Below are 23,647 nucleotides of genomic sequence, written 5' to 3' on the forward strand. Positions count from 1 at the left end.
CGTGTTCGCTGCGATAACGGTCTTCGGGCGGATGATCGGAACATGCGCGCGGTCCGGCACAAGCTTCGGATGTGGAACGGCATTGCCTTGGCCACGGCACTCTCGCTTGCGGTCGGGGTGGTGAGCGGGTTCTTCGATGGGCCCAAGACCGACCCCGAATCCGTGGTCGAGCGCTTCGCCGCCGCCCTCACCGAGGGCGACATCGGCGAGGCAGCCGAGTTGACCTCGTACCCGGCGGCGGCCGAGGCGGCCATCACCCAGGCCTTCGACGGCCTGCACGCCGAGAAGGCCACGTTCGACGTCAACCAGTACATCCCGCTCGGTGACGACGCCGGGATCTTCAACGCGACCGCGGACTGGAGCTTCGGCGACGGAAAGAACTGGCAGTACAACATCGATGGCCGCGTCAGGAAGCTCAGCATCGGCTGGCGGGTCTCGTGGCAACCGCAGACCCTCGCGCCGGGGCTGGGGCACGGCCGGACCCTCCGCTACGACCGCACGGATGCCGCGCCCCCGCGGGTGTTCGACATCGCCGGGAACCTGATGATGACCGAGCAGCGCATCAACACGGTCACCCTCGACCCCGGCGCCATGCCCGACCCGGTGCTCAGCACGAACAGGCTGGCAAAGGTCATCGAGCCGGTCGCGCCGCTCATCACCGGGCCCACGTTGATGCAGGAACTGGCCGCGACGCCGGGCCAGCGGATCACCGCGGTGAGCCTGCGCGACGACGACTTCGCGGTGCTCGAGGACGACCTGCGGGCCGTTCCCGGCGTCGTTATCGATCAGAGACTCAAGCTGATCAGCAACGACCGCCGGGTGTCCGGGCCGATGGTCGACGCCATGCGCAACGTCTGGCAGCTCAACCGAGACGAGACCGCGGGCTGGGCGGTGCACGCGGTCGACCCCGACGGCACGCTGATCCGGCAGACCGGATTCCAGGGGCCGCCCGGGCCCGACATCCGGTCCACCCTCGACCCGCGGGTGCAGCTGGCCGCAGAGGAGGCGGTGGTCAGCGTCGGCACGCCCGCCGTCATCGTGATGATGCAGCCCTCCACCGGAGCGGTGCTGGCGGTCACCCAGAACAATCAGGCTGCGGAGATGGGTCCGGTGGCGTTCACCGGGCAGTTCCCGGCCGGGTCGGCCCTCGATCTCGTCGGCGCCGCGGCGACCGCGCAGAACACCGACATCCAGCACGCCGCCCGCCAGCTCGGCCTCGGTATGGACTACAAGATGCCCGGCCTGGAACAGCGGACCGACGACCTCGACGGTAAGGGCGCCAACCTCATGCGGACGGAGTCGGGACCCGACACGGACAAGCAGGTGAAGGTCAGCCCCCTCGGGATGACCCTCGTCGCGGCCTCGGTCGCCCGCGGATCGACCGCGGTGCCGGTGATCGCCGCAGGTCAGCCGGCCACCACCGACGAGTCGCCCGCACCGATGCCACGGGAGGTGAACGACCGGCTGCGCACGATGATGTGGGAGAACGTGCACCGCGGGCCCGCCTCGATGCTGGCCGATCAAGGCGACCTCATCGGGATGACCGGCTCGTTCGAGGACGACCGGTGGTTCTACGGGTCGAAGGGCGATCTGGCGTTCGCGGTCTTCGTCAAGGACGCGGACGGCTCGGACCAGGCCGTGAAGATGACGAGCAAGCTGTTCAAGGAGATGGCGAAGCCGCCGACTCCCTGATCGCCGCCGTCCTGATCACGCCGTCCTGATCACCTGGCGTGCCGCTCACTCCTTGGGGTCGACCGGGCCGCTCTCGGGGTTCTCGCCCGTGGTGGGGTGGGCCCGACGGTTCATCCGCCACAAGAATTCCGGGTCGTCGTCCGGACCGAGAACACGTCCCGCGGGCGGCGCGGAGGTGTCGGGGCCGAAGGCCTTCCACAACAGCACCGCCAGTATCACCAGCGCTATCAGCGTCACCAGATAGATCACGACGCACCTCCTTGATTCGAGCGTAGCCGCGTCACGGCGCGGCGGCACCATTGTCTGAACACACGAACGGGCGGTCTTCGGGCAGGTCTGTCGACCGATGCTCCGATGACCGCCCGTTCGTGACAGGCGTGTGATGTCAGGCCGAGACGATCACCGAGGAGCCGTGGCCGAACAGGCCCTGGTTCGCCGTGATGCCGATGCGGGCACCCTCGACCTGACGGCCCTCCGCCTGCCCGCGCAGCTGCCAGGTGAGCTCGCAGACCTGCGCCAGCGCCTGGGCGGGCACGGCCTCGCCGAAGCAGGCCAGGCCGCCGGACGGGTTGACCGGGATCCGGCCGCCGATGGTGGTCTCGCCCGCGCGCAGCAGGTGCTCGGCCTCGCCGCGCTTGCACAGCGCGAGGTCCTCGATCCAGTCCAGCTCGACCGAGGTGGCCAGGTCGTAGACCTCGGCGACGTCGACGTCCTCCGGCGAGATGCCTGCCTCCTCGTACGCCGCGTAGCCGATCGACTCCTTGAAGGTCCGCTCCGGGGCGGGCACCGCGGAGGCCGAGTCGGTGGAGAAGTTCGGCATGTCCATGATGGTCTGCGGGAAGGTCGGCGTGACGGTCGAGATCGCCTTGATCCGAACCGGTTCCGCGATGCCCATCTTGCGGGCGTACTCCATCGAGGTGAGGATGATCGCCGCGCCGCCGTCGGAGGTCGCGCAGATGTCCAGCAGGTGCAGGGGGTTGGACACCACGGGGGAGGCCAGCACGTCGGCCGCCGTGACCTCCTTGCGGTACCGGGCGTTCGGGTTGTTCAGGCCGTGCTTGGCGTTCTTGACCTTGACCGCGGCGAAGTCCTCCGGGGTCGCACCGTAGAGGTCGATGCGGCGGCGCGCGTTGAGCGCGAAGTACGCCGGGTTGGTCATGCCCATCAGGCGGAACCGCAGCCAGTCCGGGTCGTCCCAGCGCTCGCCTGCGACCGGGGCCAGGAAGCCCTTCGGGGTGGTGTCGGCCCCGACGACAAGGGCGACCTCGCTCAGGCCGGCGAGGATCCGCGCGCGGGCGGTGTCCAGGGCCTGTGCGCCGGTGGCGCACGCCGCGTACGAGGTGGCGACGCGGGCGCCGTTCCAGCCGAGGGCCTGGGCGAAGGTCGCGCCCGCGACGTATCCGCCGTAGCCGTTGCGGACGGTCTCGCCGCCGACGATGAAGTCGACGTCCTGCCAGTTCACGCCGGAGTCGGCGAGGGCGGCACGGGCCGCCGCGACGCCGTACTTGACGAACGACTGGCCCCACTTGCCCCAGGGGTGCATCCCCACACCGAGGATCGCGACGTCGTTGTTGGATCCTGCGCCGCTCATGCCTGTGCTCCGTTCGGGTTCGTGTCGGTGGTGGTCGGCTTCCAGCGCCAGATGGTGCGCACGCCGGTCTCGTCCGTGTAGAGGGGTTCGACGACCAACTCGACGTCGTCGCCGACCTTCAGGTCGTCGACGCCGAAGCCGTCGGCCACCTGTCCGAGCACGACGAGGCCCTCCGGCAGCTCGACCGCGGCAAGTGCGAACGGCACGTACGGGTCGGTGGTCGGGATGTACGGGGCCGGCGGCTGGTACTGGGCGTCGGTGTACGACCACACTTTGCCGTGGCGGGAGAGCTCGACGTCCTCGAATTCCTCGCCCGAGCAGGCGGGGTTCTTGCAGAAGGTGGTCTCCCGCGGGAACGAGATCGTGCCGCACGACTGGCACGAGGTGCCGATCAGGGCCGGTGCCGGGCCGGTGGTGAACCAGCCCGCTACTGCTGGTGTGACGCTGTCGCCGGCGGCCTGTGTGGCGGTGTCGCTCATGCAAACCTCATCTGCTGTCGAGCCTGATCGGACGGTCGGGACCGGTGTCCCGAAGTAGAACGTGTTGCAGTATCGCACGGGATCGGCGATGTCGAGGGCGAGATCCCGCCCAGCGGGCGTCGGATCCGGATACGTTGTGAACCATGGCTGCCAGCAAGGGCGGGAGTCCGGCCGTCGAGATCGAGGTCGACGGCCGGGTGGTGCGTGTCTCGAACCCGGATCGCGTCTATTTTCCCGCAACCGGGGCGACAAAGCTCGACCTCGTCGAGTACTACCTGTCCGTAGGCGACGGCATCGTGCGCGCGCTCTACGAGCGGCCGTGCATGCTGCACAGGTTCCCCGAGGGATTGGCGGGGGAGAAGGTGCACCAGAAGCGGATCCCGCGCGGCGCGCCGTCCTGGCTGGAGACGGTCCGCCTGCATTTCCCGCGCTATGACAGGTATGCCGACGAGCTGTGCGTTACCGAACTGGCAGCCGTTGCCTGGGCGGTGCAGATGAGTACGGTCGAGTTCCATCCATGGAACAGCCGTCGCGGTGACACAGAGAAGCCCGACGAATGGCGGATCGACCTGGATCCGATGCCGGAGTGCGACTTCGGTCGGGTGCGCCGCGTCGCGGCCGTCGTCCACGAGATGCTCGACGAGATCGGCGCGACCGGGTGGCCGAAGACGTCCGGCGGGCGCGGCTTGCACGTCTACGTCCGGATCGCGCCGGAGCACGATTTCGGCGACGTCCGGCTGGCGGCGCTTGCGTTCGCGCGGGAGGTCGAGCGGCGCGCGCCCGAGGAGGTGACCACCGCCTGGTGGCGCAAGGATCGGGACCCGGCGGCGCTGTTCGTCGACTACAACCAGAACGCCCGCGACCACACGATGGCCGCGGCGTACTCGGTGCGCGGTGTCCCGGACGCGCGGGTGTCGGCGCCGCTGCGCTGGGACGAGGTCGACGATGCGCGGCCCGAGGACTTCACCATCGGCACGATGCCCGCTCGATTCGCGGAGCTCGGCGACCTGCACAAGGGGATCGACGACGCGACGTTCGACATAGCGCCGCTGCTCGAGTGGGCCGAGCGCGATGCACGCGAGGGTGCGGCCGTGCCGCCGGAACCCGAGCGGACGTGAGGCGGCGGGCCGGGCTCTGTCAGCGGGTGGTGGCCTCGGTGGTCAGCGACTGCAGCAGCTCCATCACCTCGGACTCGCGGAATCGGCGGTGACCGCCGGGGGTGCGCAGGGAGCCGAGGCGTCCGGCGTGAGCCCATCGGGTGACCGTCTTCGGGTCGACGTGGAACAGGGCGGCAACCTGACCTGGGGTCAGCAGCGATTCCTGGGCGGCGCGGAACGACGGGGCGCTCATCGAGAATCCTCCATGCGCTTGTGCGGTACGAACGTGCGGACATCCTGGCACCCGGTGCCCCGGGTACTCGAACGATCCCGATTTGGTAAAGCGGAAGTAATTCGCAAATCGGATAAGTCCGGCACCCGGGGCCGGTGATCGGCGGGTCGGTAACCTGGGAGGGTGACTGATTCCTCGCAGAACCCCGCCCCGTCGAACGCCAAACGCTCGCTGGCGCGGGACCTCGGTCTGTACACCGTGGCCCGACTGGGTCTCGTCGTCCTGATCGCGGCGATCATCCTCGGGGTCAGTGTGCTGCTGAACGTGGACGTGCCGCTGCTGGTGGCACTGATCTTCGCGGTGATCATCGCGCTGCCGCTCTCGCTCGTGCTGTTCGGCAAGCTGCGTACCCGGGTCAACGAGGAGATCTCCGCGGTGGATGCCCAGCGCCGGGCGGACCGCGACGATCTGCGGGCCAAGCTGCGCGGCGACGGATCCGGTGACGCAGACGGCCGCAAGTGACCGCCGCGATGGGGGTCGTCGACCACAGCGCGCCCAGGGACTGGGTGGACAACGCGGTTCGGCTGATCGACGCCGATTCCCAGCGGAGTGCGGACACCCACCTGCTGCGCTATCCGCTGCCGGCCGAGTGGAACATCCAGCTCTATCTCAAGGATGAGTCCACCCACATCACCGGAAGCCTCAAGCATCGGCTCGCGCGGTCGCTGTTCCTGTATGCCATCTGCAACGGGTGGGTGACCGAGGGCACCACGGTGATCGAGGCGTCGTCGGGGTCGACCGCGGTCAGCGAGGCCTACTTCGCGAAGCTGCTCGGCCTGGACTTCGTCGCCGTGATGCCGCGGAGCACCAGCCCCGCGAAGATCGCGCTCATCGAGGCGCAGGGCGGCAGCTGCCACTTCATCGATCGCCCCTCGGAGATCTACGCGGAGGCGAGCAGGCTCGCGTCCCAGTGCAACGGCCACTACATGGACCAGTTCACCCACGCGGAGCGGGCCACCGACTGGCGCGGGAACAACAACATCGCCGAGTCGATCTTCCAGCAGATGACGCTCGAGCAGCACCCGATCCCGGACTGGGTCGTGGTCGGTGCGGGCACCGGCGGCACCAGCGCCACCATCGGGCGATACATCCGGTACCGCAGGCACGCCACCCGGCTGCTGGTGGTCGATCCAGAGAACTCCGCGTTCATCGGTGGTTATGAGACCGCGTCCGCCGCCTACGAGACCGGGATGCCGTCGCGGATCGAGGGCATCGGCAGGCCGCGGGTCGAGCCCTCGTTCGTCGGGCAGGTCGTGGACCGGATGGTGCCGGTGCCGGACGCGGGGTCGATCGCGGCCGCCCGGCACGTGAGCGAGGTCCTCGGCCGACGGGTCGGCGGGTCCACCGGGACCAACGTGTGGGGCGCGTTCGGCGTGATCGCGGAGATGCTGGCCGCCGGCCGCACGGGCAGCGTGGTGACCCTGCTCTGCGACGGCGGGGAACGGTACGCGGGAACGTACTTCAACGACGAGTGGGTGCGCGGCGAGGGGATGGACCTGACCGAGCCGACCGCGGTGCTGGAGGCCTTCGCGGCCACCGGGCGCTGGTCCGCCTGACGCCCCCTCGCCGGGTGGTGCCGATCGCCGCCGTCAGCGGGGCGTCCGGACCGCCGCGAGCATCGCGCCGAGGTGCGCGCGGCTGACCCGGACGGCGGCCTCCTCGTCGCCCGCCGCGATCGCCTCCACCAGGGCGAGGTGCTCGTCCGAGTTCGGTTCCTGGTCCGTCTCGCGGAGGTCCAACAGCTCGATCATCTCGACCAGCGCCTCGGTCAGCCGTGGCACGAAGGTTTCGAACAGTTCGCTGAGAACCCGGTTGTGTGCAGCCGCGACCACCGCGCGGTGGACCGCGATGTCGGCCTCGACGAAGGCGTGATGGTCCGACGTCACGGCGGCCGAGCGCAGCCCGAGTGCACGCCGCATCGCCGTCACGTCCCGCGCGGTGGCGCGCTGCGCGGCCAATCGGGCGGCCTCCACCTCGATCGCGTTGCGTACCTCGACGACCGCGGCGATGGCCTCGGCGCGGAGCACGCCGTCCCAGCCGTCGGCGGGCACCGGTTCGGTGCGCTCGACGAACACGCCCGCGCCCTGCCGCGACCGCAGCAATCCCTGTCCGGAGAGCATCCGGAGCGCCTCACGGACGGTGGATCGGCCGACGCCGAGTTCGGCTGCGAGGGTGGTCTCGCCCGGCAGTTTGGCGCCGACCGCCCATTCGCCCGCGCTCAGTCGCGCCAGCAGCAGCTCGGCGGTCTGGTCGGCGAGCAGATTTCGAAGGGGCGCTGCGACCACACAAACTCCTCAGGTTGTCAGACAAGTTGGTTTCGTCTAGCTTAGCCGACGTGGCCATTCGCGGACTGCTCCTCGGACGCCGCGGCGGGGTCTGACCGGACCGGCTCCCCGCCGCGGGGTTCGGCCGTGCCGGTCGATCGATCTCGATCCGCACAGGAGACCCACCGTGAACTGGAACCCCCAAGCCCCGTCCCCGATGCCCTCGCACCGCTACCGGCCGTACATCGACCGGGTGCCGGTGCCGCTGACCGAACGCACGTGGCCCTCGAACCGGACCACCATCGCGCCTCTCTGGGTGCCCGTCGACCTGCGCGACGGCAATCAGGCGCTGGCCGAGCCGATGGACCCGGCGCGCAAGCGCCGCTTCTTCGAGCAACTGATCGCCATGGGCTACAAGGAGATCGAGGTCGGCTACCCCTCCGCCAGCCAGACCGACTTCGATTTCGTCCGCGACCTCGCGACGCTCGGGCTGGTGCCCGACGACGTGACCATCGTGGTGTTCACCGCCGCCCGCACCGACCTGATCGAGCGAACCTTCGAATCGGTGCGCGGGTTGCCGAACGTGGTGCTGCACATGTACACCGCGACAGCGCCGACCTGGCGGTCGGTCGTGCTCGGACGCGATCGAGATGAGCTACACCGCTTGATCTTCGACGCGGCGCAGGACGTGGCCCGGTGTGGCGACACCGCGACCGGCACGCGCTTCGAGTTCTCGCCCGAGGTGTTCAACCTGACCGAGCCGGACTTCGTCCTCGAGGTGTGCAACAGCCTCACCGAACTGTGGGACGCCGACCCGGACCGGCCGGTGATCCACAACTTGCCCGCGACGGTGGAGATCGCCACCCCGAACGTCTATGCGGATCAGATCGAGTACATGCACCGACACCTGGCCAAGCGGGACTCGGTGATCCTCTCGGTGCACCCGCACAACGATCGCGGCACCGGCGTCGCGGCCGCGGAACTGGCGGTGCTGGCGGGCGCGCAGCGGGTGGAGGGCTGCCTGTTCGGCAACGGCGAGCGGACCGGGAACGTGGACCTGGTGACGCTGGGTCTGAACCTGCACGCCCAGGGCGTCGACCCGATGATCGACTTCTCCGACCTCGACGCGGTGCGCCGAACGGTGGAGCACTGCAACAGGATCGACGTGCACGAGCGCCATCCCTACGGCGGCGACCTGGTGTACACCGCGTTCTCGGGCACTCATCAGGACGCGATCAAGAAGGGCTTCGCCCACCATCACGCCGCGGCACGGGCTGCGGGGACGGATCCGGACCGGGCGTCATGGGACGTGCCCTATCTGCCGATCGACCCCCGCGACGTCGGCCGCGACTACGAGGCCGTGATCCGGGTGAACAGCCAGTCCGGCAAGGGTGGCATCGCGTACCTGTTGCAGAGCGGGTACGGCATCGACCTGCCAAGGGGTCTGCAGATCGACTTCGCGCGTCGGGTGCAGCGCACCGCCGACGACAGTGGGGTCGAGGTGACCGCGCAGCAGCTGTGGGACCTGCTGCTCGCCGAGTACGGGAACCGCGGTGAGCTCGCGCGGTGGACGGTCGAGCACCGGGAGGCCGGTGATGAGCTGCGGATCGAGGCCGCGGTGGGCGGCGCACCCGTCGTGGGGGCTGCGACTGCGAGCGGACCCGTCGATGCGCTGACCAGGATCCTGTCCGAGCGCGGGTGGGAGGTGGAGGTGCTGAGCCTGGCGGCGCAGTCGGTGGGCGAGGGCGGCGACGGCCGGGCGATCACGTTCGCGCAGTGCCGAATCGACGGGACCACACGGTGGGGCGTCGGGCTGGACTCCTCGGTCACCGCGTCGGCGCTCGAGTCGGTGCTGGCCGCGGTCACCGCGACCGGATAGGTCCGGCCCGATCCGAGCGCCGTGACCGGGCAGGCCGCGATCGTCGACCGCGGCCTGCCCGGACTCTCAGCTCGCGGTGACCTTCGCGTCGGCGTCGGTGTCCGCGAACTGGGTGCGGTACAGCTCCTCGTACCGTCCGCCTGCGGCGAGCAGCTCGTTGTGGGTGCCGCGCTCGAGGACCCGGCCTTCCTCGATGACCAGGATCTGGTCCGCGGCCCGGATCGTGGACAGTCGGTGCGCGATCACCACCGAGGTCCGGCCGGCCAGTGCCTCGCCGAGTGCAGCCTGCACCGCGGCCTCCGAGGTGGAGTCCAGGTGTGCGGTGGCCTCGTCGAGGATCACCACCCGCGGGTGCGCGAGCAGCAGGCGGGCGATGGTCAGTCGCTGACGCTCGCCGCCCGAGAGGCGGTATCCCCGCTCACCGACGACGGTGTCCAGTCCGTCGGGCAGGGCCGCGATCAGTTCGGTCAGGCGGGCCCGGCCGAGCACCTCCCACAGCTCCTCCTCGGTCGCTCCCGGCCGGGCCAGGAGCAGATTCGCCCGGATCGACTCGTGGAACAGGTGCCCGTCCTGGGTGACCATCCCGACCGCGCCGCGGATCGACGCCGCGGACAGGTCCCGCACGTCCACCCCCGACAGCCGGACGGCGCCGGAGTCGGCGTCGTAGAGCCGGGGCACGAGTTGCGCGATGGTCGACTTGCCCGCGCCGGACGAGCCGACCAGCGCGACCATCTGGCCGGGCTCCACGCGGAACGACAGCTCGTGCAGGACCTCGACACCGCCGCGGTTGTCGAGCTGCGCGACCTCCTCGAGCGAGGCCAGCGACACCTTGTCCGCGGACGGGTACGCGAAGCGCACCTTGTCGAACTCCACCGACACCGGTCCGTCCGGCACCGGAACCGGGTTCGGCTTCTCGGCTATCAGCGGCTCGAGGTCGAGCACCTCGAAGACCCGCTCGAAGCTGACCAGCGCGCTCATCACCTCGACCCGTGCGCTCGCGAGGGCGGTCAGCGGTGCGTACAGCCTGGTCAGCAGCAGCGCCAGGGCCACAACCGAACCCGCGTCGAGCTGACCCTTGAGTGCGTAGAAGCCGCCGAGCCCGTAGACCAGCGCGAGGGCCAGGGCGGAGACGAGGGTCAGCGCGGTGACGAAGGCGGACTGCACCATCGCGGTGCGCACCCCGATGTCGCGCACCCGTCCGGCGCGGGTGGCGAACTCGGCGGACTCCTCGGCGGGACGGCCGAACAGCTTGACCAGCGTCGCGCCGGGAGCGGAGAACCGCTCCGTCATCTGCGTGCTCATGGTCGCGTTGTGGTTCGCCGCCTCGCGCTGCAGGTGCGCCATCCGGGATCCGATCCGGCGGGCGGGCAACACGAAGACCGGCAGCAGCAGCAGCGAGAGCACGGTGATCTGCCAGGAGATGCTGAGCATCACGACGAGTGTCAGGGTGAGGGTGACCAGGTTTGCGACGACCCCGGAGAGGGTGTCGCTGAACGCCCGCTGGGCGCCGATGACGTCGTTGTTGAGGCGGCTGACCAGCGCCCCGGTCCTGGTGCGGGTGAAGAACGCGATCGGCATCTTCTGCACGTGGTCGAAGACCGCGGTGCGCAGGTCGAGGATCAGGCCCTCGCCGATGCTCGCGGACAGGAAGCGGTTGTACAGCGCGAGGCCCGCCTCGACGATCGCGATCAGCGCGATCAACACCGCGAGTCTGATCACGACGCTTGCGTCGGAGCCGTTGACGATGCCGTCGACCACGCGTCCCGCCAGCACGGGCGTGGCGACGGCGAGGGCGGCCGTCACGACGCTGATCAGCAGGAACTTTGCGAGCTTGCGGTGGTGTGGCTTGGCGAAGCCGAGGATTCGACGGACCGTCGCCATCGAGAACGGCCGCTTCTCGTCGTGGGAGTTCATCATGCGGTACATCGAGCTCCACGCGACGGATTCCATGCTCATGGTGGACCTCTCGGGTTGGTGTGACCGGTGCAACGCTACGGAGGGGGTCCGACATACCCGGATTGCCCGCCCGTCTGCACCGACCGTAGAACCTCGAGTGAACTTGAGGTCAAGCCCGGTGTGCCGGTCACCGCTCGATGGTCCTCATGGGCAGTGCGCGGGCGCGTCCTCGGCGAAGGGTTCGTCGTCGGGGAGCAGATACGTCACGAGCAGGACCACCGGCTCGGTTCCCAGGTTCAGTCCGACGTGGTCCCCGCCGGGGTCCTCGGTGACCCACGAGCCGGCGGGGGAGACCTGGCGGGAGCAGTCGGCGAACACGCGGGTCAGCGTGCCCGCGGCGACGATCCCCTGGACGTGGCCGTTGTGGTGGTGCCATCCCGTGCTGCCGCCGGGGGCGATCACGATCCGGCGCAGGGTGCCCTCCACCTCGCCGGGGACCGGCGGGTGCCCTGGCGGCGGAGGGGGGCGCAACGACGGGTTGAGTTCGAGCTCGGCGAGATCCTCCGCGGTCACGCCCGACGGCGGCGTGGCCAGTGCGGGCGCGCCGACACTCACCGCGCACAGTGTGGCGAGGGCGGCGGGTACGGCCAGTCGGGCGAACTTGGTCACGGCAGTCATGTCCGGATCCGTTCGGTTCGGAGAACCGGGGCGGTGGCGGGGCGGGATTGCCCGCGGCACGGCTCTCGCCTGTGTCGATCGTCCCGCAGTCCGGCCGATTCCGCGACGGAACGGTCGGGTCGATCGTCTGGCGTGCGGCCGGAACTCGTCGCATCTGGAACAGGTTCTAGCTAGGATTCGCGCATGCGCACTCGTCGAATTCTCGCCCTGTCGGCCGCCGGAATCGCCACTGCGGTGGCAGTCGCGGTGATCGCGGCCGGACCCGCGACCGCCGGCCCGGCCGTATCGGCCGACCCGGCGCGGGTCGATACCGAGCGCGAGGCGGTGGCCAGGGCCTACATCGATGCGCTGATCTCGCACGATGCGTCCGCCGTGAAGTTTGCCCCCGACGCGACCCGGGTCGAGGCCGGGCTCAAGACCGGCTTCAACGGCCCGCAGATGGCCAGGGACCTCGAGCACGGCCCGCAGTACCGGGTAATCCGGGGCATCAGGGACCTGCGGATGTCCGAGTCCGGCGACGTCGTCACCACCACGTACCTGCTGGACGCGGGCGTCGGCGATCTGCGCCTGATGACCGTCGAGATCACCGAGACCTTCGAGGTACCGGACGGAACCATCCACGCCATCGTCGCGCACATCAAGCCGAAGTCGCTCTTCTGAGCGGGCGACAGGCGGGCTGAGCCCGACCTAGCTCTTGCTGATCAGCTGAGAGGCGAGGGCGGTGCCCGCCGCCACCGCTCCCACCGACGGCCACGCGCCGATCTTCTTCGCCAGCGGATGTGAGGCGCCGAACGCGCCGAGGTAGGTGGCGAGCAGCGCGGCACCCCGTGCGGGTCCCGATCCCTGCACCCAGCTGGTGGTGCACACTGCGCCGACCGCGGCCAGCACGGCGCCGCCGAGCGGGCGGTTGCCGGTCTGCTGGGCGACGGCGAAACCGCCGACGAGTCCTCCTGCGGCGAGCGCGGATACGGCGGTCTTGGGCAATGCCATCGGTGATGCTCCTCGGGTCGACGTCAACTCATCACCAAGGTAGCCGCTGTCCGGTCGCGGCCCTTCGTGTCAACCCCGCTTGACAGGTTCGAGATGTCAATTTAAATTGACAAACATGACCGAAGCAACGGATCTGGCGGCCGCGGCGGGCAGCCCCGACCCCAAGGTGGGCCTGCGGGCGGTGCTCGCGCTGCGCAGGCTGCTCGAACGACTGGAGACGATCCAGGTCCAGAACGCCCGCAGGCAGGGCTGGTCCTGGCAGGCCATCGCCGACTCGCTCGAGGTCAGCAGGCAGGCAGTTCACCAGAAACACAACAGGAAGGGCAGGTAGCGGGATGTTCGAACGGTTCACGACCGAGGCGCGCACCGCGGTGATCGGGGCGCAGGCGGAGGCCAAGGCGCTCAAGGCCCCGCAGATCGGCACCGAGCACCTGCTGCTCGGCGTGGTCGCGGCAGCGGTAGGCACCCCGCTGGGGCGCACACTCGACGATGCCGGACTCACCCTCGAGGCGACGCGTGCCGCGGCAGCCGAGGCTCGGGGCGGCCAGGCGCTCGGCGCGGAGGACGCCGAGGCGCTCAGGTCGATCGGCATCGATCTCGATGCGGTGCGGGAGAGCCTCGAGGCGGGCTTCGGTGAGAACGCCCTCGATCGTGCGGAACCGGGCGAGCGGCGCGGCTGGTTCGGCCGGCTGGTCGGCGGGCACACCCCGTTCGCGGCGGCATCGAAGAAGGCCCTCGAGCTCTCGCTCCGTGAAGCGCTGGCACGCAAGGACGATCACATCGGTGCCGAACACATCCTGCTCGGCCTTCTCCGCGGCGACGACGCGGGCGCCCGCGACGTGATGGCTGCGCAGGTCGACCCGGACGAACTGCGCGGGAAGATTCTCGAACTGCTCGACCGCGCGGCCTAGGGCCTTGGGGGGGCGGCCCGCTCGGTCAGAAGGTGCCCGCCGCCTCGACCGGTTCCAGGACCTCGATCGTCGGTGGGCCCTGGACGCCCGCCGCCGCCGTGACCCGTGCGACCTTGTCGTTACCGTCGAAGAATTTCTGGAAGCCCTCCGCGCTGTCCCACTCGTCGACCGCGACCAGTCCGCCCGAGTTCGCCGCGAACCGGTGATGTCGAGCACCGTGGCCTTTGGCGTCGCCGCCGATCTCGTCGAGCAAGGCGGCGTTGTCGGCGAGTGACTGCTTGGCCGCGGATACATCCGCGACGTCGAAATGCAGGATGACGACCACGCTCATGATGGCTCCTCGTGCCCCCGGCGTTGCGCCGCCCGGGTCGTCCGCGTGCTCGAACCCGGCCGGGGCCCTCCCTCAGTCAGTATCGCGCCGGTTCGGTTGCGGGGGAAGTGTCGATCCCACGATGCGCCGCATGGTCACCCGCGGCCAGGCGTCGAGGCCGTGTTCCGCCTCGTGCTCGCGGATGGACCTCAGCCCGGACGTCAGCTCGTCGACGGGCACCACCCGGAACCCCAGCCGCTCGTAGTACGGGGCATTCCAGGGCACCTCGGTGAACGTCGTGAGGGTCAGCCAGGGGAGGCGTCTCTCGGCGGCCCAGCGCTCGACCTCGTCGATCAGCGCCGCCCCCAGTCGACGCCCGGCGTGGGCGGGGTCGACGGACACCTGCTCGATGTGGGCGGCGCCGTCGACCACCAGGGCGAGCGCGTAACCGATCGGGCTGTCGTCGTCCGTCGTCGCGACCCAGGCCCGGCCCGCGCGCTGATACTCGGCCAACTCGCTCACCGTGGGCGGAGCGTCGTCGGCCACCGCATCCATCCCGACCGATCGGAACGGCACGCCCGCGGCGATCTCGATGGCGGGCAGGTGGACGAGGTCTGTGGCGGTGGCCGAACGGATCACCCGTCCTTTCTAGCCGCTGGGCCGCCGCCGCGCCGCCCGCTTCTCTCCGGTGTGCCAGCATGCACGCATGACTTTGCTGATTCGTCTGGCGATCAACGCGATCGCGATCTGGCTGGCCTCCTCCTGGGTGACCGGCATCGACATCGCCACCTCCGACGGGGGGACGGGCAACGACATCCTGGTGATCCTGTTCATCGCGTTCGTGTTCACTGTCATCAATGCCTTCATCAAGCCGCTGGTGCAGCTGCTGTCGCTGCCCCTGTTGATCCTCACCCTCGGCCTGTTCACCCTGGTGATCAACGCGCTGATGCTCATGCTCACCTCGTGGATCACCGAGACGACCGAGTTCGGTATCTCCGTGGACGGGTTCTGGACTGCGGTCTGGGGTGCCCTGATCATCTCGATCGTGAACTTCGTGCTCACCGCGGTGGTGCCCTCGGCGAAACGCTGAGGCAGCCGGTCAGCGTCGGCTACGGCGGGGCGGCGCCGTGCGTCTGTTCGGCGCTCTGGCGCGCCGCTCGGCTCAGCTCAGCCAAGGCCGAGTGCAAGCGCGGTCGTCGCGCCCCACACCAGCATCGCCAGCCCGGTTCCGGCCAGCGCCGGGATCAGGGCCAGGCCCTGTCCGCCGGAACGCACGGGGGCATTGGCCTTGACCGCCAACGGAAGTGCGACCAATCCGACCAGCGCCCACGGGGTGCGGGCCACCAGGACCAGGGTCACCACGAACGGCACCACCAGCAGTGCCAGATGCAGGGTGCGGGTGCCCCGGTCGCCGAGCCGCACCGCGAGGGTGCGCTTGCCGGACTCGGTGTCGGTCGGGATGTCGCGCAGGTTGTTCGCCACCAGCACCGCGCTCGAGAACGACCCGACCGCGACGGCCGAGACCGCGCCCGCCCAGTCGATCCGCTCCGCCTGGACGAACTGGGTGCCCAGCACGGCGATCAGTCCGAAGAAGACGAACACCGCGACCTCGCCGAAACCGCTGTACCCGTACGGATTCCTGCCTCCGGTGTAGTACCAGGCGCCGGCGATGCACAGCGCACCGACCAGGATCAACCACCAGGCGGACGTCAGGGCGAGCACCACCCCGACCACCCCGGCGAGCGCGAAACAGGCGAAGGCCGCCCGCTTCACGGCGGCGGGCGAGGCGAGCTTCGAGCCGACCAGCCGCAGCGGCCCGACCCGGACGTCATCGGTGCCGCGGATTCCGTCGGAGTAGTCATTGGCGTAGTTCACCCCGACGATGAGCGCCACCGAGACCACCAGGGCCAGCACGGCCTTCCACCACACCGCGCCGCCCAGGGAGGCCGCGGCGCCGGTACCGACCAGCACCGGGGCAATCGCGTTCGGCAGGGTGCGCGGTCGGGCACCCTCGATCCACTGCGAGACAGAAGCCATGAAGCGATCCTTGCACCTACCCACATTCCGCATGCGGACCGCCGCTCCGATTAGCATTGTCGCCGGTGCAACCCGATACGAGCGACTCCGCAGTGACCGCTGATCCCCGGCCACTGATTGTCGTGTCCCTTTTGGGTGATATCTCGACGCGCCGAGGCGGTGAGCTGGTGCCGTTGCCGGGGGCACGGGCGCGCAGCCTGCTGGTGGCGTTGGCCTGCAGGCCCGGCCGCAGCCGCAGTGCCCAGGCCCTGATCGAGGACGTGTGGGGAGACACGCCGCCGCGTTCGCCGATCAATGCGCTGCACACCCAGATCTCGCGGTTGCGTGGGGCACTGCCCGAGGGTGCGATCGAGATGGGGCCCGCCGGGTATCGGCTCGACCTCACCCGTGCGCAGGTCGACCTCACGCTCGCGCGGATGTGGGAGCAACAGGCGCAGCAGCTGATCTCCGAGGGTGACCCGCGCGGGGCCATCGACACGATCCGCCGGGCCAAGGCGCTGTGGCGCGGCGAACCCGGCGCGGACCTGCCGGCAGGCGAGCTGGCGCGGGAGCTGGTCGACGAGGGTCAGGCGCGACTGGCCGCGTTGGATGCGGTGGAGGTCGTCGCCCTCATCGAGGGAGGTGAACTGGGTGAGGCGCTGCCGCTGGCCGAGAAGATGGCAGCGCGCGCCCCGCTCGACGAGCGCGCGCACGAACAGCTGATGGTGGTGCTGAACGGACTCGGCCGCGCGAACGACGCGCTGGAGGTGTTCGCCGGACTCCGCCGCCGGCTCGCGGACCGACTCGGCACCGACCCGTCGCCGCGACTGGTGCGGCTCAATGCCGCTGTGCTGAGCGGGGAACTGCCGGTACGTGCGCTCCCGGCGGACTCGGCGCCGGAGCCCGCCCGCGCCGCGCCCCGGCCTGCCCTGATGGCGGTCGGCCTGCGCGCGGCGCCGAACGCGCTGCTGGGACGCCAGGCGGACCTGGACGTGATCGAGGACCTGCTGACGACCTCCCGGGTGGTGACCGTGCTCGGTCCCGGTGGAACCGGAAAGACCCGAGTCGCGCACGCGCTCGGCTCGCGGGCCGCGGAGCGGGTTCCGGTCGCCCTCGTCGAGCTCGCGTCGCTGCGCAGCGGCGAGGACGTGGTCACGGCGATCAGCGGCACGCTCGGGCTCAGTGAGGCCGAACTCACCCCCGGCACCGCGTTGAACAGGGCTCGCATCTACGACGCTCGCGACCGGCTCCGGGAGGCGTTGTCGGCCCGGCCGACGCTGTTGATCCTGGACAACTGCGAGCACCTGATCGACGATGTCGCGGAGGTGGTGGCCGACCTGGTGGCGGCAAGCGTGAACCTGACCGTGCTGGCCACCAGCCGGGCCCCGATGGCGATCACCGCCGAGGCGGTGTACCCGTTGCCGCCCCTGCTGATCGACGAGTCCGGTTCGCCCGCAACGGATCTGTTTCGGGCTCGTGCGCTGGCCGTGCGTCCGGCGGCTCGGCTCGATCCGGTGGAGGTCGCGCGGCTGTGCCGGACGCTCGATGGTCTACCGCTCGCCATCGAGCTGGCTGCCGCCCGGGTCCGCACGATGAGCGTCGCGGAGATCAACGCCAGGCTCGACGACAGGTTCGCGCTGCTGCGCTCCGGTGACCGGACCTCGCCGGAGCGACACCGCACCCTGCGGGCGGTGATCGAGTGGAGTTGGAATCTGCTCGAAGCGGATCAGCAGGCTGCGCTGCGCCGATTGTGCAGGTTCCCTGCGGGTTTCACCCTCGCCGCGGCCGTCGAGGTGGCGCAGTGGGGCGAGGTGTCCGATATCGCCGATGCCCTCGACGGTTTGGTGAACCAGTCGATGCTCTCGGTCGTCGAGGGGGCGGATTCCTCGGCGCTGCGCTACCACATGCTCGAGACGGTGCGGGAATTCGGCGACGGGGAGTTGGCCGGCGCGGACGAGTCGGACGAGGTCGCTGCCCGCACAGTCGCCTGGGCACAATCGTTCTGTCTGGATGCGGTGCGGGACTTCCTCGATGGCGATCAGGTCGCCACCGCCCTCCGGATCGAGGCCGAGCACGACAACCTGCTCGCCGTGCTGCGCCACACGCTGTCCGTCGGCGACGGGGTGGGCGCGTTGACCGTGTTCCCGGTGCTGGGTGTCACGTGGTCCTTCCGCGGGGCCCATTCCGAGGTGATCGCACTCGCGCCCCGGGTCCTCGAGATCGACCCCAGGCGGTACAGCCCGGAGTCGCTGTCGGGGAACTGCCTGGCGCTGACCTACCTGGTCATCGTCGGTCACACCGCGTTCGTCGGTGTCAGCAGGGCGCTGGCCGTGACCCGGCTGCGGCTCCGGGCGATCCTGGCCTCTCGGACGGACATCGACGAGGCGGTACGGATGAACGCCTCGCTGGTGACCATGCCCGTATCGGGAAAGGGTCTGGCCCGCAAGCTCGCTCGTGCGATCCGGTCCGAGAACCCGTCGGCACGGTCTTCGGCCTACATGGCCCGGGCCAACCTGCGGGAGAACAGCGGCGACCTGTACGGCTCCTGGTCCGACGCCATGGCGGCCAGGGAAATCGCGGAGGCAGGCGGAGACGTCTGGGGCCTGGCGATGGTGCTGCAGCACCTCGGCAGCCTCGCCGGGCAGTCCGCGCGATACGGGGAGGCGGTCGGGTACTACCGGCGGGCCGCCGAACTGCTCTGGGACCTGCACGCGTACGAGGAGAGCACCACGCTGCGCAGCTATATCGGGGCCGCGCTGGTCGGTGCCGGCCGTGTCGAGGAGGCCCGACGGGAACTGGTGGCGGGCGGGTCGGCCGTTGAGCAGGTGGAACTGTCCATTGCGGGGGACCGGTCGACGTTCGGCCTTGGCGATGCCAGGCAGAGCGCGGGCGCGATCGCGGCGGCGATGGCGGAGGTGGACCTGGCCGAGGGCTCGGTGGATGCGGGGCTGCGCGGGTACCGGCACGCGCTGGAGTTGGTCGGCTGGGAGAACACGGGGGTGACCCCGGATCCGTTCGGCTTCATGCTGCTGGCGGCGACGGTGGCCGCGCACGCGCTGGCGGGTCGCGGCGACGAGATCGCGGACCTGGTCGACACCTACGCGGGGATGGTCATGACACATCTCGGGCCGGACGGCTACCCGGATCTTCCGCAGACCGGCGGGGTTGCGTGTGCGGTGGGCAGCTTCGACATCGCGACCGGGCGGGACCCCGCGGGCGGGTTGCGGATGATCGCCCTGTCGACCAGGGTCGCCGCCCGACAGGACTTTCCGTCGATGCAGTCGTCGCGACACCTGGGCGTGGCACGCGAGGCGCTCGGCGTGGAACGGGTGGACGCGGAACTGGCACGGGTCGAGCGGATGCCGCGGAGGGTCGCGCGTGACGAGATCCTGGTGGCGCTGCGTGACCGTACGGATGGGGAGAGAACGCCACTGTGAATCGGCTGCCCGCGCCTGGGCGCGGGCAGCCGATGACTATCAGGCCTTCGACAGCTCGTGTGGTTCGGCGGCGGTGGGGCTCGGCACCGGCGTGCTCGCGCGGCGTGCGGGGATGGCCACGGTGACGGCGGCGGCGACGAGGGCGACCCCGCAGCCGATCAGCAGTCCGGTCCGGAACCCGTTCTCGGTGGGCAGGGTGTAATCCCCGACCTGGACGCTCATCTGGGCGAGCACCACGCCGACGACGGCCGCGGCCATCGAGGTGCCGAGGGAGCGCATCAGGGTGTTGAAACTGTTGGCGGATGCGGTCTCGGACAGCGGTACCGCACCCATGATCAGCGCGGGCATCGCCCCGTAGGCGAGGCCGATGCCTGCGCTGCAGATGCAGACCACAATCAGTAGGCCCCAGGTCGAGCCCATCAGCAGCATCGAGGACCCGTAGCCCGTGGCGATGACCAGGCTGCCCGCCAGCAGGGTGATCTTCGGTCCGCGCGCAGTGGAGAGCCGGGCACCGAGGGCGGCGACCAGCATCATCACCAGGCCGCCGGGCGCCATCCACAGGCCCATCGCCAGCATCGACTGACCCAGGCCGAACCCGGTGGACTCGGGCAGCTGCAGCAACTGCGGGATGATCAGCGACTGCGCGTACATCGCGAAGCCGATCACGACGCCGACGATATTGGTCAGCAGCACCTGCCGCCGAGCGGTCACCCGAAGGTCGACCAGCGGATCCACGGTGCGCAGCTCCCACCAGCCCCAGGCGAGCAGCACCAGGACGGCGGCGACGAAGAGGCCGATGGTGGTGCCGCTGGTCCAGCCCCAGATGGCGCCCTTGGAGACAGCGGTGAGCAGGCACACCAGGCCGACGCCGAGCCCGAGTGCGCCGAGCAGGTCGAAGCGGCCGCCCGCGCCCAGCACCGGTGTGCCCGGCACGAACCGCCAGATCGCCACGGCGACCAGGACACTCAACGCGGTGGCACCCCAGAACAGCACGCGCCAGCTGGTGCCCTCGGCAACGGCCGCGGCGAGCGGCAGGCCCACCGCGCCACCGATTCCCATGGACGCGCTCATCAGGGCGATCGAGGAGTTCAGGCGCGCGGGCGGCACCAGGTCCCGCAGGGCGCTGATGCCCAGCGGGATCATGCCCATCCCGATGCCCTGTAGGGCCCGTCCGGCGATCATCGGCAGTACCGACGACGCCACCGCGCACAGCATCGAGCCGGCGATCAGCGGTACCGAGCAGACCAGCAGCATGCGGCGCTTGCCGTACAGGTCTCCGAGTCGTCCGGTGACCGGGGTCGCGACCGCGCCCGCCAGCAGTGTCGCGGTGATCACCCAGGATGCGTTGGACGCGGTGGTGTCGAGCAGGCGCGGCAGGTCCCCGATCAGGGGGACGACCAGTGTCTGCATGAGCGCGGCGACGATGCCGGTGAAGGCAAGCACCCCGACCAGGCCATTCGGGTTGACGGTGGGGCTCGGACCTGACACGGACCATCTCCTCGACTTCGCGAAAGCACTGGATGTGCTCGATACACAGAGTATGCACAATACATATCAATTGCATTATGCAAATCCCCTGCACCGTGCATGCGATGGGTATCGTGCAACCGAGGCGACTCCCGCTCTGGAAGCCCGGACCGGCGGGCGACACGGGGATCGACGGAAGGCCGCATGGACAAGCCCACGCACTTGATCGAGTTCGAGACGATGCTGCTCGGGCGGCATCTCAATCTGCACAACCCGCGGCCCCGGCGCGACGAATATCAGCTCGACCGCAGCGCCTACACGCTGCTCAGCAGGATCAGCATGGGCGGACCGATGTCCATCGGGGAGCTCAGCGATGCCTTCGGGCTCAATACCTCGACCCTGCACCGCCAGACCTCCGCCATGCTGAATTCCGGACTCGTCGAACGCATCCCGGACCCCGACGGCGGCATGGCCCGCAAATTCGCCATCACCGCCGAGGGGGAGCGCCGCCTCGAGGCGGAACGGTCCTACAACGTCCGGGCGCTGGGGAGCGTGATGGCCGACTGGGCTCCGGAGGACGTCGAGGCGTTCGCCGGGTGGCTCAAGCGGTTCAACACCGACATCGAGCGACTGGCCGGGCGGCCGTGGCCGCGCCCGGGGAGCTCGGGAACTGCCGAGGCGAGCGATTCGGAGTAGCCGCGACACGACAGATCCGTACCCCGAACGGGATACGGATCTCTCGAGCGGCGACCGCCGCGGCTAGGTCTTGCGCATGTAGGTCCGGACGGTCAGCGGTGCCATCACCGCGACGATGATCGCGGCACCGAGCAGGGCCCATACGACCTGGATGCCGAAGTGGCCGTCGTTGGCCAGATCACGCACCGCGGTCACCAGGTGCGAGACCGGGTTCACGTTCACGAAGGCCTGCATCCAGCCGGGCATGGTGTGGGAGGGCACGAACGCGTTGGACATGAAGGTCAGCGGGAACAGGATGAGCATCGAGATGCCCTGCACCGACGAGGCCTTGTTCATCAGCACGCCCATCAGTGCGAAGATCCAGCTGATGGCGAAGGCGCACACCATCACCAGCAGTCCGGCCGTGACGACGCCGATCACGCCGCCGCCCGGTCGGTAGCCCATCGCCAGGCCCATGGCGAAGGTGATGGTGGTGGCGATGAAGTAGCGGACCATGTCCGAGAGCAGCGCGCCCGCGAGCGGTGAGATGCGGGCGATGGGAAGGGATTTGAACCGGTCGAACACACCCTTGTCCATGTCCTCGCGCAGTTGGGTGCCGGTGACGATCGAGGCCGTGATGACGGTCTGCACGAGGATGCCGGGAATGATGATCGGCAGGTAGGACTTGACGTCGCCGGAGATGGCGCCGCCGAAGATGTAGGTGAACATCACCGTGAAGATCAGCGGCTGGATCACCACGTCGAACAGCTGCTCGGGATTGTGCTTGAGCTTGATCAGGCCACGGTGGGCCATGGTGATCGACTGTGCGACGGTCTCGCTCAGGCTGATCGACCGAGCCGCGGGCGGCGGTCCGGGATGGGTGCTCCTGGTGTCGGGTACGAGGGTGGCGGTGGTCATGCGACGCTCCGTTCGGTGTCGGACTCGGCTGCGGCGGAATCGGATTCGTCGGTTCCGTGGCCGGTGATGGTGAGGAAGACCTCGTCGAGGCTGGGCTTGCTGACCGTGATCTCGTCGACCGCGATCCCGTGCTCGCGCAGCCTGATCAGCAGTTCGGGGGTGACCGACGGGTCGGTCAGCGGGGCGGTGAGCCTGCCCGCCTCCGGGGTGATCGCGACCTCGACGCCGAGCGATTCTGCGAGCAGCGATCGGGTCTGCTCGACGCGCGTCTTGTCGACGAGCTTGAGCTGCAGCGCGGACATCCCGACCGAGGCCTTGAGTTCGTCGGCGGTGCCGTCGGCGATGACCTTGCCGCGGTCGATGACCGCGATCCGGTCGGCCAGTTGGTCGGCCTCGTCGAGGTACTGCGTGGTGAGCAGGACGGTGGAGCCCTCCGCGACGAGTCGGCGGATGGTCTCCCACATCTGGGCGCGGGTGCGCGGGTCGAGGCCGGTGGTGGGCTCGTCGAGGAACAGCAGCGGCGGGTGCGCGATCAGGCTGGCGGCCAGGTCGAGACGCCTGCGCATGCCGCCGGAGAAGTTCTTCAGTGGCTTGGTTGCGGCCTCGACGAGGTCGAACTCCTCCAGCAGTTCGGCGGACTTGCGGCGGGCGTCCGATCGGGAGAGTCCGAGCAGCCTGGAGAAGATCATCAGGTTCTCGGTGGCGGTGAGGTCCTCGTCGACGGAGGCGTACTGGCCGGTGACCCCCACCAGGGAGCGGACGGCGGTGGGTTCGCGCACCACGTCGTGGCCGAAGACCCGGGCCTGCCCGCCGTCGGGTCGCAGCAGGGTGGCGAGCATCCGGACGGTGGTGGTCTTGCCTGCGCCGTTGGGTCCGAGCACGCCGTAGACGGAACCGGTCGGGACGGTGAGGCTGACGCCGTCGACGGCCGTGGCGTCTCCGAATCGTTTGACCAACCCAACCGCTTCGATGGCGGGGGGAACCGAGAGGTTCATGCGGTGTCCTTTCGTGGAATTCGAATGACACAACAGTGCGGGGCCGCCCTTGCACGGGCC

25 protein-coding genes are annotated in these 23,647 nt (G+C 69.7%); 11 read left to right on the forward strand and 14 right to left on the reverse strand.

Features of this window, described 5'->3' with window-relative positions; translation table 11 throughout:
- Window positions 1-42: 42 nt before the first annotated feature.
- A complete protein-coding gene (locus tag ABIC28_RS00320) occupies window positions 43-1,692 on the forward strand; it encodes an NTF2-like N-terminal transpeptidase domain-containing protein (RefSeq protein ID WP_354577052.1) in 1,650 nt (549 codons plus the stop codon).
- Between the two features lie 45 nt (window positions 1,693-1,737).
- Here ABIC28_RS00320 and ABIC28_RS00325 read toward each other — a convergent pair whose 3' ends face one another.
- From ABIC28_RS00325 to ABIC28_RS00335, 3 genes are all read right to left on the reverse strand, one after another.
- On the reverse strand, window positions 1,738-1,941 hold the full coding sequence (locus ABIC28_RS00325; protein WP_077040692.1) for a hypothetical protein: 204 nt from the start codon (window positions 1,939-1,941) through the stop codon (window positions 1,738-1,740).
- Between the two features lie 136 nt (window positions 1,942-2,077).
- Complete coding sequence (locus ABIC28_RS00330) at window positions 2,078-3,283, reverse strand: lipid-transfer protein (protein ID WP_354577055.1); 1,206 nt, start codon at window positions 3,281-3,283, stop codon at window positions 2,078-2,080.
- Entirely contained in the window at window positions 3,280-3,762 is a 483-nt protein-coding gene (locus ABIC28_RS00335; protein WP_354577057.1) for a Zn-ribbon domain-containing OB-fold protein, read from the reverse strand. Before ABIC28_RS00335 ends, ABIC28_RS00330 begins: the two co-directional genes overlap by 4 nt.
- A 143-nt stretch (window positions 3,763-3,905) precedes the next feature.
- On the opposite strand from ABIC28_RS00335, the gene ligD reads away from it, so the two are divergent.
- Window positions 3,906-4,880: a non-homologous end-joining DNA ligase gene (gene ligD / locus ABIC28_RS00340; RefSeq protein WP_354577059.1), complete on the forward strand. Its 975-nt coding sequence runs from the start codon at window positions 3,906-3,908 to the stop codon at window positions 4,878-4,880.
- Between the two features lie 19 nt (window positions 4,881-4,899).
- Here ligD and ABIC28_RS00345 read toward each other — a convergent pair whose 3' ends face one another.
- On the reverse strand, window positions 4,900-5,112 hold the full coding sequence (locus ABIC28_RS00345) for a BldC family transcriptional regulator (protein ID WP_077040695.1): 213 nt from the start codon (window positions 5,110-5,112) through the stop codon (window positions 4,900-4,902).
- A gap of 162 nt (window positions 5,113-5,274) precedes the next feature.
- Here ABIC28_RS00345 and ABIC28_RS00350 point away from each other — a divergent pair, with 162 nt between their 5' ends.
- Both ABIC28_RS00350 and cds1 read left to right on the forward strand, forming a co-directional pair.
- Window positions 5,275-5,613 carry a DUF4229 domain-containing protein gene (locus ABIC28_RS00350; protein ID WP_354577062.1) on the forward strand — a complete coding sequence of 113 codons (339 nt, stop codon included), beginning with the start codon at window positions 5,275-5,277 and terminating at the stop codon, window positions 5,611-5,613.
- Window positions 5,614-5,621: 8 nt separating this feature from the next.
- Window positions 5,622-6,707 (forward strand): L-cysteine desulfhydrase Cds1, encoded by a 1,086-nt coding sequence (gene cds1, locus ABIC28_RS00355; RefSeq protein WP_097210367.1) that lies wholly within the window; start codon window positions 5,622-5,624, stop codon window positions 6,705-6,707.
- 33 nt (window positions 6,708-6,740) lie between these two features.
- Here the strand turns inward: cds1 and ABIC28_RS00360 are convergent, their stop codons facing one another.
- Window positions 6,741-7,436 (reverse strand): FadR/GntR family transcriptional regulator, encoded by a 696-nt coding sequence (locus tag ABIC28_RS00360; protein ID WP_097210300.1) that lies wholly within the window; start codon window positions 7,434-7,436, stop codon window positions 6,741-6,743.
- Between the two features lie 196 nt (window positions 7,437-7,632).
- Here ABIC28_RS00360 and ABIC28_RS00365 point away from each other — a divergent pair, with 196 nt between their 5' ends.
- Window positions 7,633-9,294 carry a 2-isopropylmalate synthase gene (locus ABIC28_RS00365; RefSeq protein WP_354577931.1) on the forward strand — a complete coding sequence of 554 codons (1,662 nt, stop codon included), beginning with the start codon at window positions 7,633-7,635 and terminating at the stop codon, window positions 9,292-9,294.
- Between the two features lie 66 nt (window positions 9,295-9,360).
- Here ABIC28_RS00365 and ABIC28_RS00370 read toward each other — a convergent pair whose 3' ends face one another.
- Both ABIC28_RS00370 and ABIC28_RS00375 read right to left on the reverse strand, forming a co-directional pair.
- The gene (locus tag ABIC28_RS00370) at window positions 9,361-11,250 is read right to left on the reverse strand and encodes an ABC transporter ATP-binding protein (RefSeq protein ID WP_097210302.1); all 1,890 of its coding nucleotides are present in this window, start codon (window positions 11,248-11,250) and stop codon (window positions 9,361-9,363) included.
- 144 nt (window positions 11,251-11,394) lie between these two features.
- Window positions 11,395-11,868, reverse strand: a complete 474-nt coding sequence (locus ABIC28_RS00375) for a cupin domain-containing protein (protein ID WP_354577065.1) — start codon at window positions 11,866-11,868, stop codon at window positions 11,395-11,397.
- A 183-nt stretch (window positions 11,869-12,051) separates the two neighbouring features.
- Between ABIC28_RS00375 and ABIC28_RS00380 the strand changes: the two genes are divergently transcribed.
- Window positions 12,052-12,528, forward strand: a complete 477-nt coding sequence (locus ABIC28_RS00380) for a DUF8021 domain-containing protein (RefSeq protein ID WP_097210304.1) — start codon at window positions 12,052-12,054, stop codon at window positions 12,526-12,528.
- A 27-nt stretch (window positions 12,529-12,555) separates the two neighbouring features.
- On the opposite strand, the gene ABIC28_RS00385 is transcribed toward ABIC28_RS00380, so the two are convergent.
- Window positions 12,556-12,858: a hypothetical protein gene (locus ABIC28_RS00385; RefSeq protein ID WP_097210305.1), complete on the reverse strand. Its 303-nt coding sequence runs from the start codon at window positions 12,856-12,858 to the stop codon at window positions 12,556-12,558.
- Window positions 12,859-12,973: 115 nt separating this feature from the next.
- Between ABIC28_RS00385 and ABIC28_RS00390 the strand changes: the two genes are divergently transcribed.
- Entirely contained in the window at window positions 12,974-13,189 is a 216-nt protein-coding gene (locus tag ABIC28_RS00390) for a hypothetical protein (RefSeq protein WP_027500706.1), read from the forward strand.
- A gap of 4 nt (window positions 13,190-13,193) precedes the next feature.
- Window positions 13,194-13,769, forward strand: a complete 576-nt coding sequence (locus ABIC28_RS00395; protein WP_097210306.1) for a Clp protease N-terminal domain-containing protein — start codon at window positions 13,194-13,196, stop codon at window positions 13,767-13,769.
- 25 nt (window positions 13,770-13,794) lie between these two features.
- Here the strand turns inward: ABIC28_RS00395 and ABIC28_RS00400 are convergent, their stop codons facing one another.
- Both ABIC28_RS00400 and ABIC28_RS00405 read right to left on the reverse strand, forming a co-directional pair.
- Complete coding sequence (locus ABIC28_RS00400) at window positions 13,795-14,100, reverse strand: hypothetical protein (RefSeq protein ID WP_097210307.1); 306 nt, start codon at window positions 14,098-14,100, stop codon at window positions 13,795-13,797.
- Between the two features lie 72 nt (window positions 14,101-14,172).
- Complete coding sequence (locus tag ABIC28_RS00405; RefSeq protein ID WP_354577069.1) at window positions 14,173-14,718, reverse strand: GNAT family N-acetyltransferase; 546 nt, start codon at window positions 14,716-14,718, stop codon at window positions 14,173-14,175.
- A gap of 67 nt (window positions 14,719-14,785) precedes the next feature.
- Here ABIC28_RS00405 and ABIC28_RS00410 point away from each other — a divergent pair, with 67 nt between their 5' ends.
- Complete coding sequence (locus ABIC28_RS00410; RefSeq protein ID WP_097210309.1) at window positions 14,786-15,169, forward strand: phage holin family protein; 384 nt, start codon at window positions 14,786-14,788, stop codon at window positions 15,167-15,169.
- 77 nt (window positions 15,170-15,246) lie between these two features.
- Here the strand turns inward: ABIC28_RS00410 and ABIC28_RS00415 are convergent, their stop codons facing one another.
- Window positions 15,247-16,116, reverse strand: a complete 870-nt coding sequence (locus ABIC28_RS00415; RefSeq protein WP_209928639.1) for a 1,4-dihydroxy-2-naphthoate polyprenyltransferase — start codon at window positions 16,114-16,116, stop codon at window positions 15,247-15,249.
- Between the two features lie 122 nt (window positions 16,117-16,238).
- Here ABIC28_RS00415 and ABIC28_RS00420 point away from each other — a divergent pair, with 122 nt between their 5' ends.
- Complete coding sequence (locus tag ABIC28_RS00420; RefSeq protein ID WP_269588582.1) at window positions 16,239-19,532, forward strand: AfsR/SARP family transcriptional regulator; 3,294 nt, start codon at window positions 16,239-16,241, stop codon at window positions 19,530-19,532.
- A gap of 39 nt (window positions 19,533-19,571) precedes the next feature.
- On the opposite strand, the gene ABIC28_RS00425 is transcribed toward ABIC28_RS00420, so the two are convergent.
- Window positions 19,572-21,020 carry an MFS transporter gene (locus ABIC28_RS00425; protein ID WP_097210311.1) on the reverse strand — a complete coding sequence of 483 codons (1,449 nt, stop codon included), beginning with the start codon at window positions 21,018-21,020 and terminating at the stop codon, window positions 19,572-19,574.
- Between the two features lie 183 nt (window positions 21,021-21,203).
- On the opposite strand from ABIC28_RS00425, the gene ABIC28_RS00430 reads away from it, so the two are divergent.
- On the forward strand, window positions 21,204-21,695 hold the full coding sequence (locus ABIC28_RS00430) for a MarR family winged helix-turn-helix transcriptional regulator (RefSeq protein WP_097210312.1): 492 nt from the start codon (window positions 21,204-21,206) through the stop codon (window positions 21,693-21,695).
- 63 nt (window positions 21,696-21,758) lie between these two features.
- On the opposite strand, the gene ABIC28_RS00435 is transcribed toward ABIC28_RS00430, so the two are convergent.
- Together ABIC28_RS00435 and ABIC28_RS00440 are read right to left on the reverse strand one after the other, a co-directional pair.
- On the reverse strand, window positions 21,759-22,592 hold the full coding sequence (locus ABIC28_RS00435; protein WP_354577074.1) for an ABC transporter permease: 834 nt from the start codon (window positions 22,590-22,592) through the stop codon (window positions 21,759-21,761).
- Window positions 22,589-23,587, reverse strand: a complete 999-nt coding sequence (locus tag ABIC28_RS00440; protein ID WP_097210313.1) for an ATP-binding cassette domain-containing protein — start codon at window positions 23,585-23,587, stop codon at window positions 22,589-22,591. Before ABIC28_RS00440 ends, ABIC28_RS00435 begins: the two co-directional genes overlap by 4 nt.
- Between the last annotated feature and the right edge of the window lie 60 nt (window positions 23,588-23,647).

The sequence above is a fragment of the Rhodococcus sp. PvR044 genome (assembly GCF_040548995.1).
Lineage (GTDB): Bacteria > Actinomycetota > Actinomycetes > Mycobacteriales > Mycobacteriaceae > Rhodococcus_G > Rhodococcus_G oryzae.

Excerpts from the sequence above, each read along its gene's own strand:
- ABIC28_RS00320 (WP_354577052.1), top strand. The coding sequence starts at position 43 with ATGCGCGCGGTCCGGCACAAGCTTCGGATGTGGAACGGCATTGCCTTG.
- ABIC28_RS00330 (WP_354577055.1), bottom strand. The coding sequence starts at position 3,283 with ATGAGCGGCGCAGGATCCAACAACGACGTCGCGATCCTCGGTGTGGGG.
- ABIC28_RS00335 (WP_354577057.1), bottom strand. The coding sequence starts at position 3,762 with ATGAGCGACACCGCCACACAGGCCGCCGGCGACAGCGTCACACCAGCA.
- ligD (WP_354577059.1), top strand. The coding sequence starts at position 3,906 with ATGGCTGCCAGCAAGGGCGGGAGTCCGGCCGTCGAGATCGAGGTCGAC.
- ABIC28_RS00345 (WP_077040695.1), bottom strand. The coding sequence starts at position 5,112 with ATGAGCGCCCCGTCGTTCCGCGCCGCCCAGGAATCGCTGCTGACCCCA.
- cds1 (WP_097210367.1), top strand. The coding sequence starts at position 5,622 with ATGGGGGTCGTCGACCACAGCGCGCCCAGGGACTGGGTGGACAACGCG.
- ABIC28_RS00365 (WP_354577931.1), top strand. The coding sequence starts at position 7,633 with ATGCCCTCGCACCGCTACCGGCCGTACATCGACCGGGTGCCGGTGCCG.
- ABIC28_RS00370 (WP_097210302.1), bottom strand. The coding sequence starts at position 11,250 with ATGAGCATGGAATCCGTCGCGTGGAGCTCGATGTACCGCATGATGAAC.
- ABIC28_RS00375 (WP_354577065.1), bottom strand. The coding sequence starts at position 11,868 with ATGACTGCCGTGACCAAGTTCGCCCGACTGGCCGTACCCGCCGCCCTC.
- ABIC28_RS00380 (WP_097210304.1), top strand. The coding sequence starts at position 12,052 with ATGCGCACTCGTCGAATTCTCGCCCTGTCGGCCGCCGGAATCGCCACT.
- ABIC28_RS00385 (WP_097210305.1), bottom strand. The coding sequence starts at position 12,858 with ATGGCATTGCCCAAGACCGCCGTATCCGCGCTCGCCGCAGGAGGACTC.
- ABIC28_RS00390 (WP_027500706.1), top strand. The coding sequence starts at position 12,974 with ATGACCGAAGCAACGGATCTGGCGGCCGCGGCGGGCAGCCCCGACCCC.
- ABIC28_RS00395 (WP_097210306.1), top strand. The coding sequence starts at position 13,194 with ATGTTCGAACGGTTCACGACCGAGGCGCGCACCGCGGTGATCGGGGCG.
- ABIC28_RS00400 (WP_097210307.1), bottom strand. The coding sequence starts at position 14,100 with ATGAGCGTGGTCGTCATCCTGCATTTCGACGTCGCGGATGTATCCGCG.
- ABIC28_RS00410 (WP_097210309.1), top strand. The coding sequence starts at position 14,786 with ATGACTTTGCTGATTCGTCTGGCGATCAACGCGATCGCGATCTGGCTG.
- ABIC28_RS00415 (WP_209928639.1), bottom strand. The coding sequence starts at position 16,116 with ATGGCTTCTGTCTCGCAGTGGATCGAGGGTGCCCGACCGCGCACCCTG.
- ABIC28_RS00430 (WP_097210312.1), top strand. The coding sequence starts at position 21,204 with ATGGACAAGCCCACGCACTTGATCGAGTTCGAGACGATGCTGCTCGGG.
- ABIC28_RS00435 (WP_354577074.1), bottom strand. The coding sequence starts at position 22,592 with ATGACCACCGCCACCCTCGTACCCGACACCAGGAGCACCCATCCCGGA.
- ABIC28_RS00440 (WP_097210313.1), bottom strand. The coding sequence starts at position 23,587 with ATGAACCTCTCGGTTCCCCCCGCCATCGAAGCGGTTGGGTTGGTCAAA.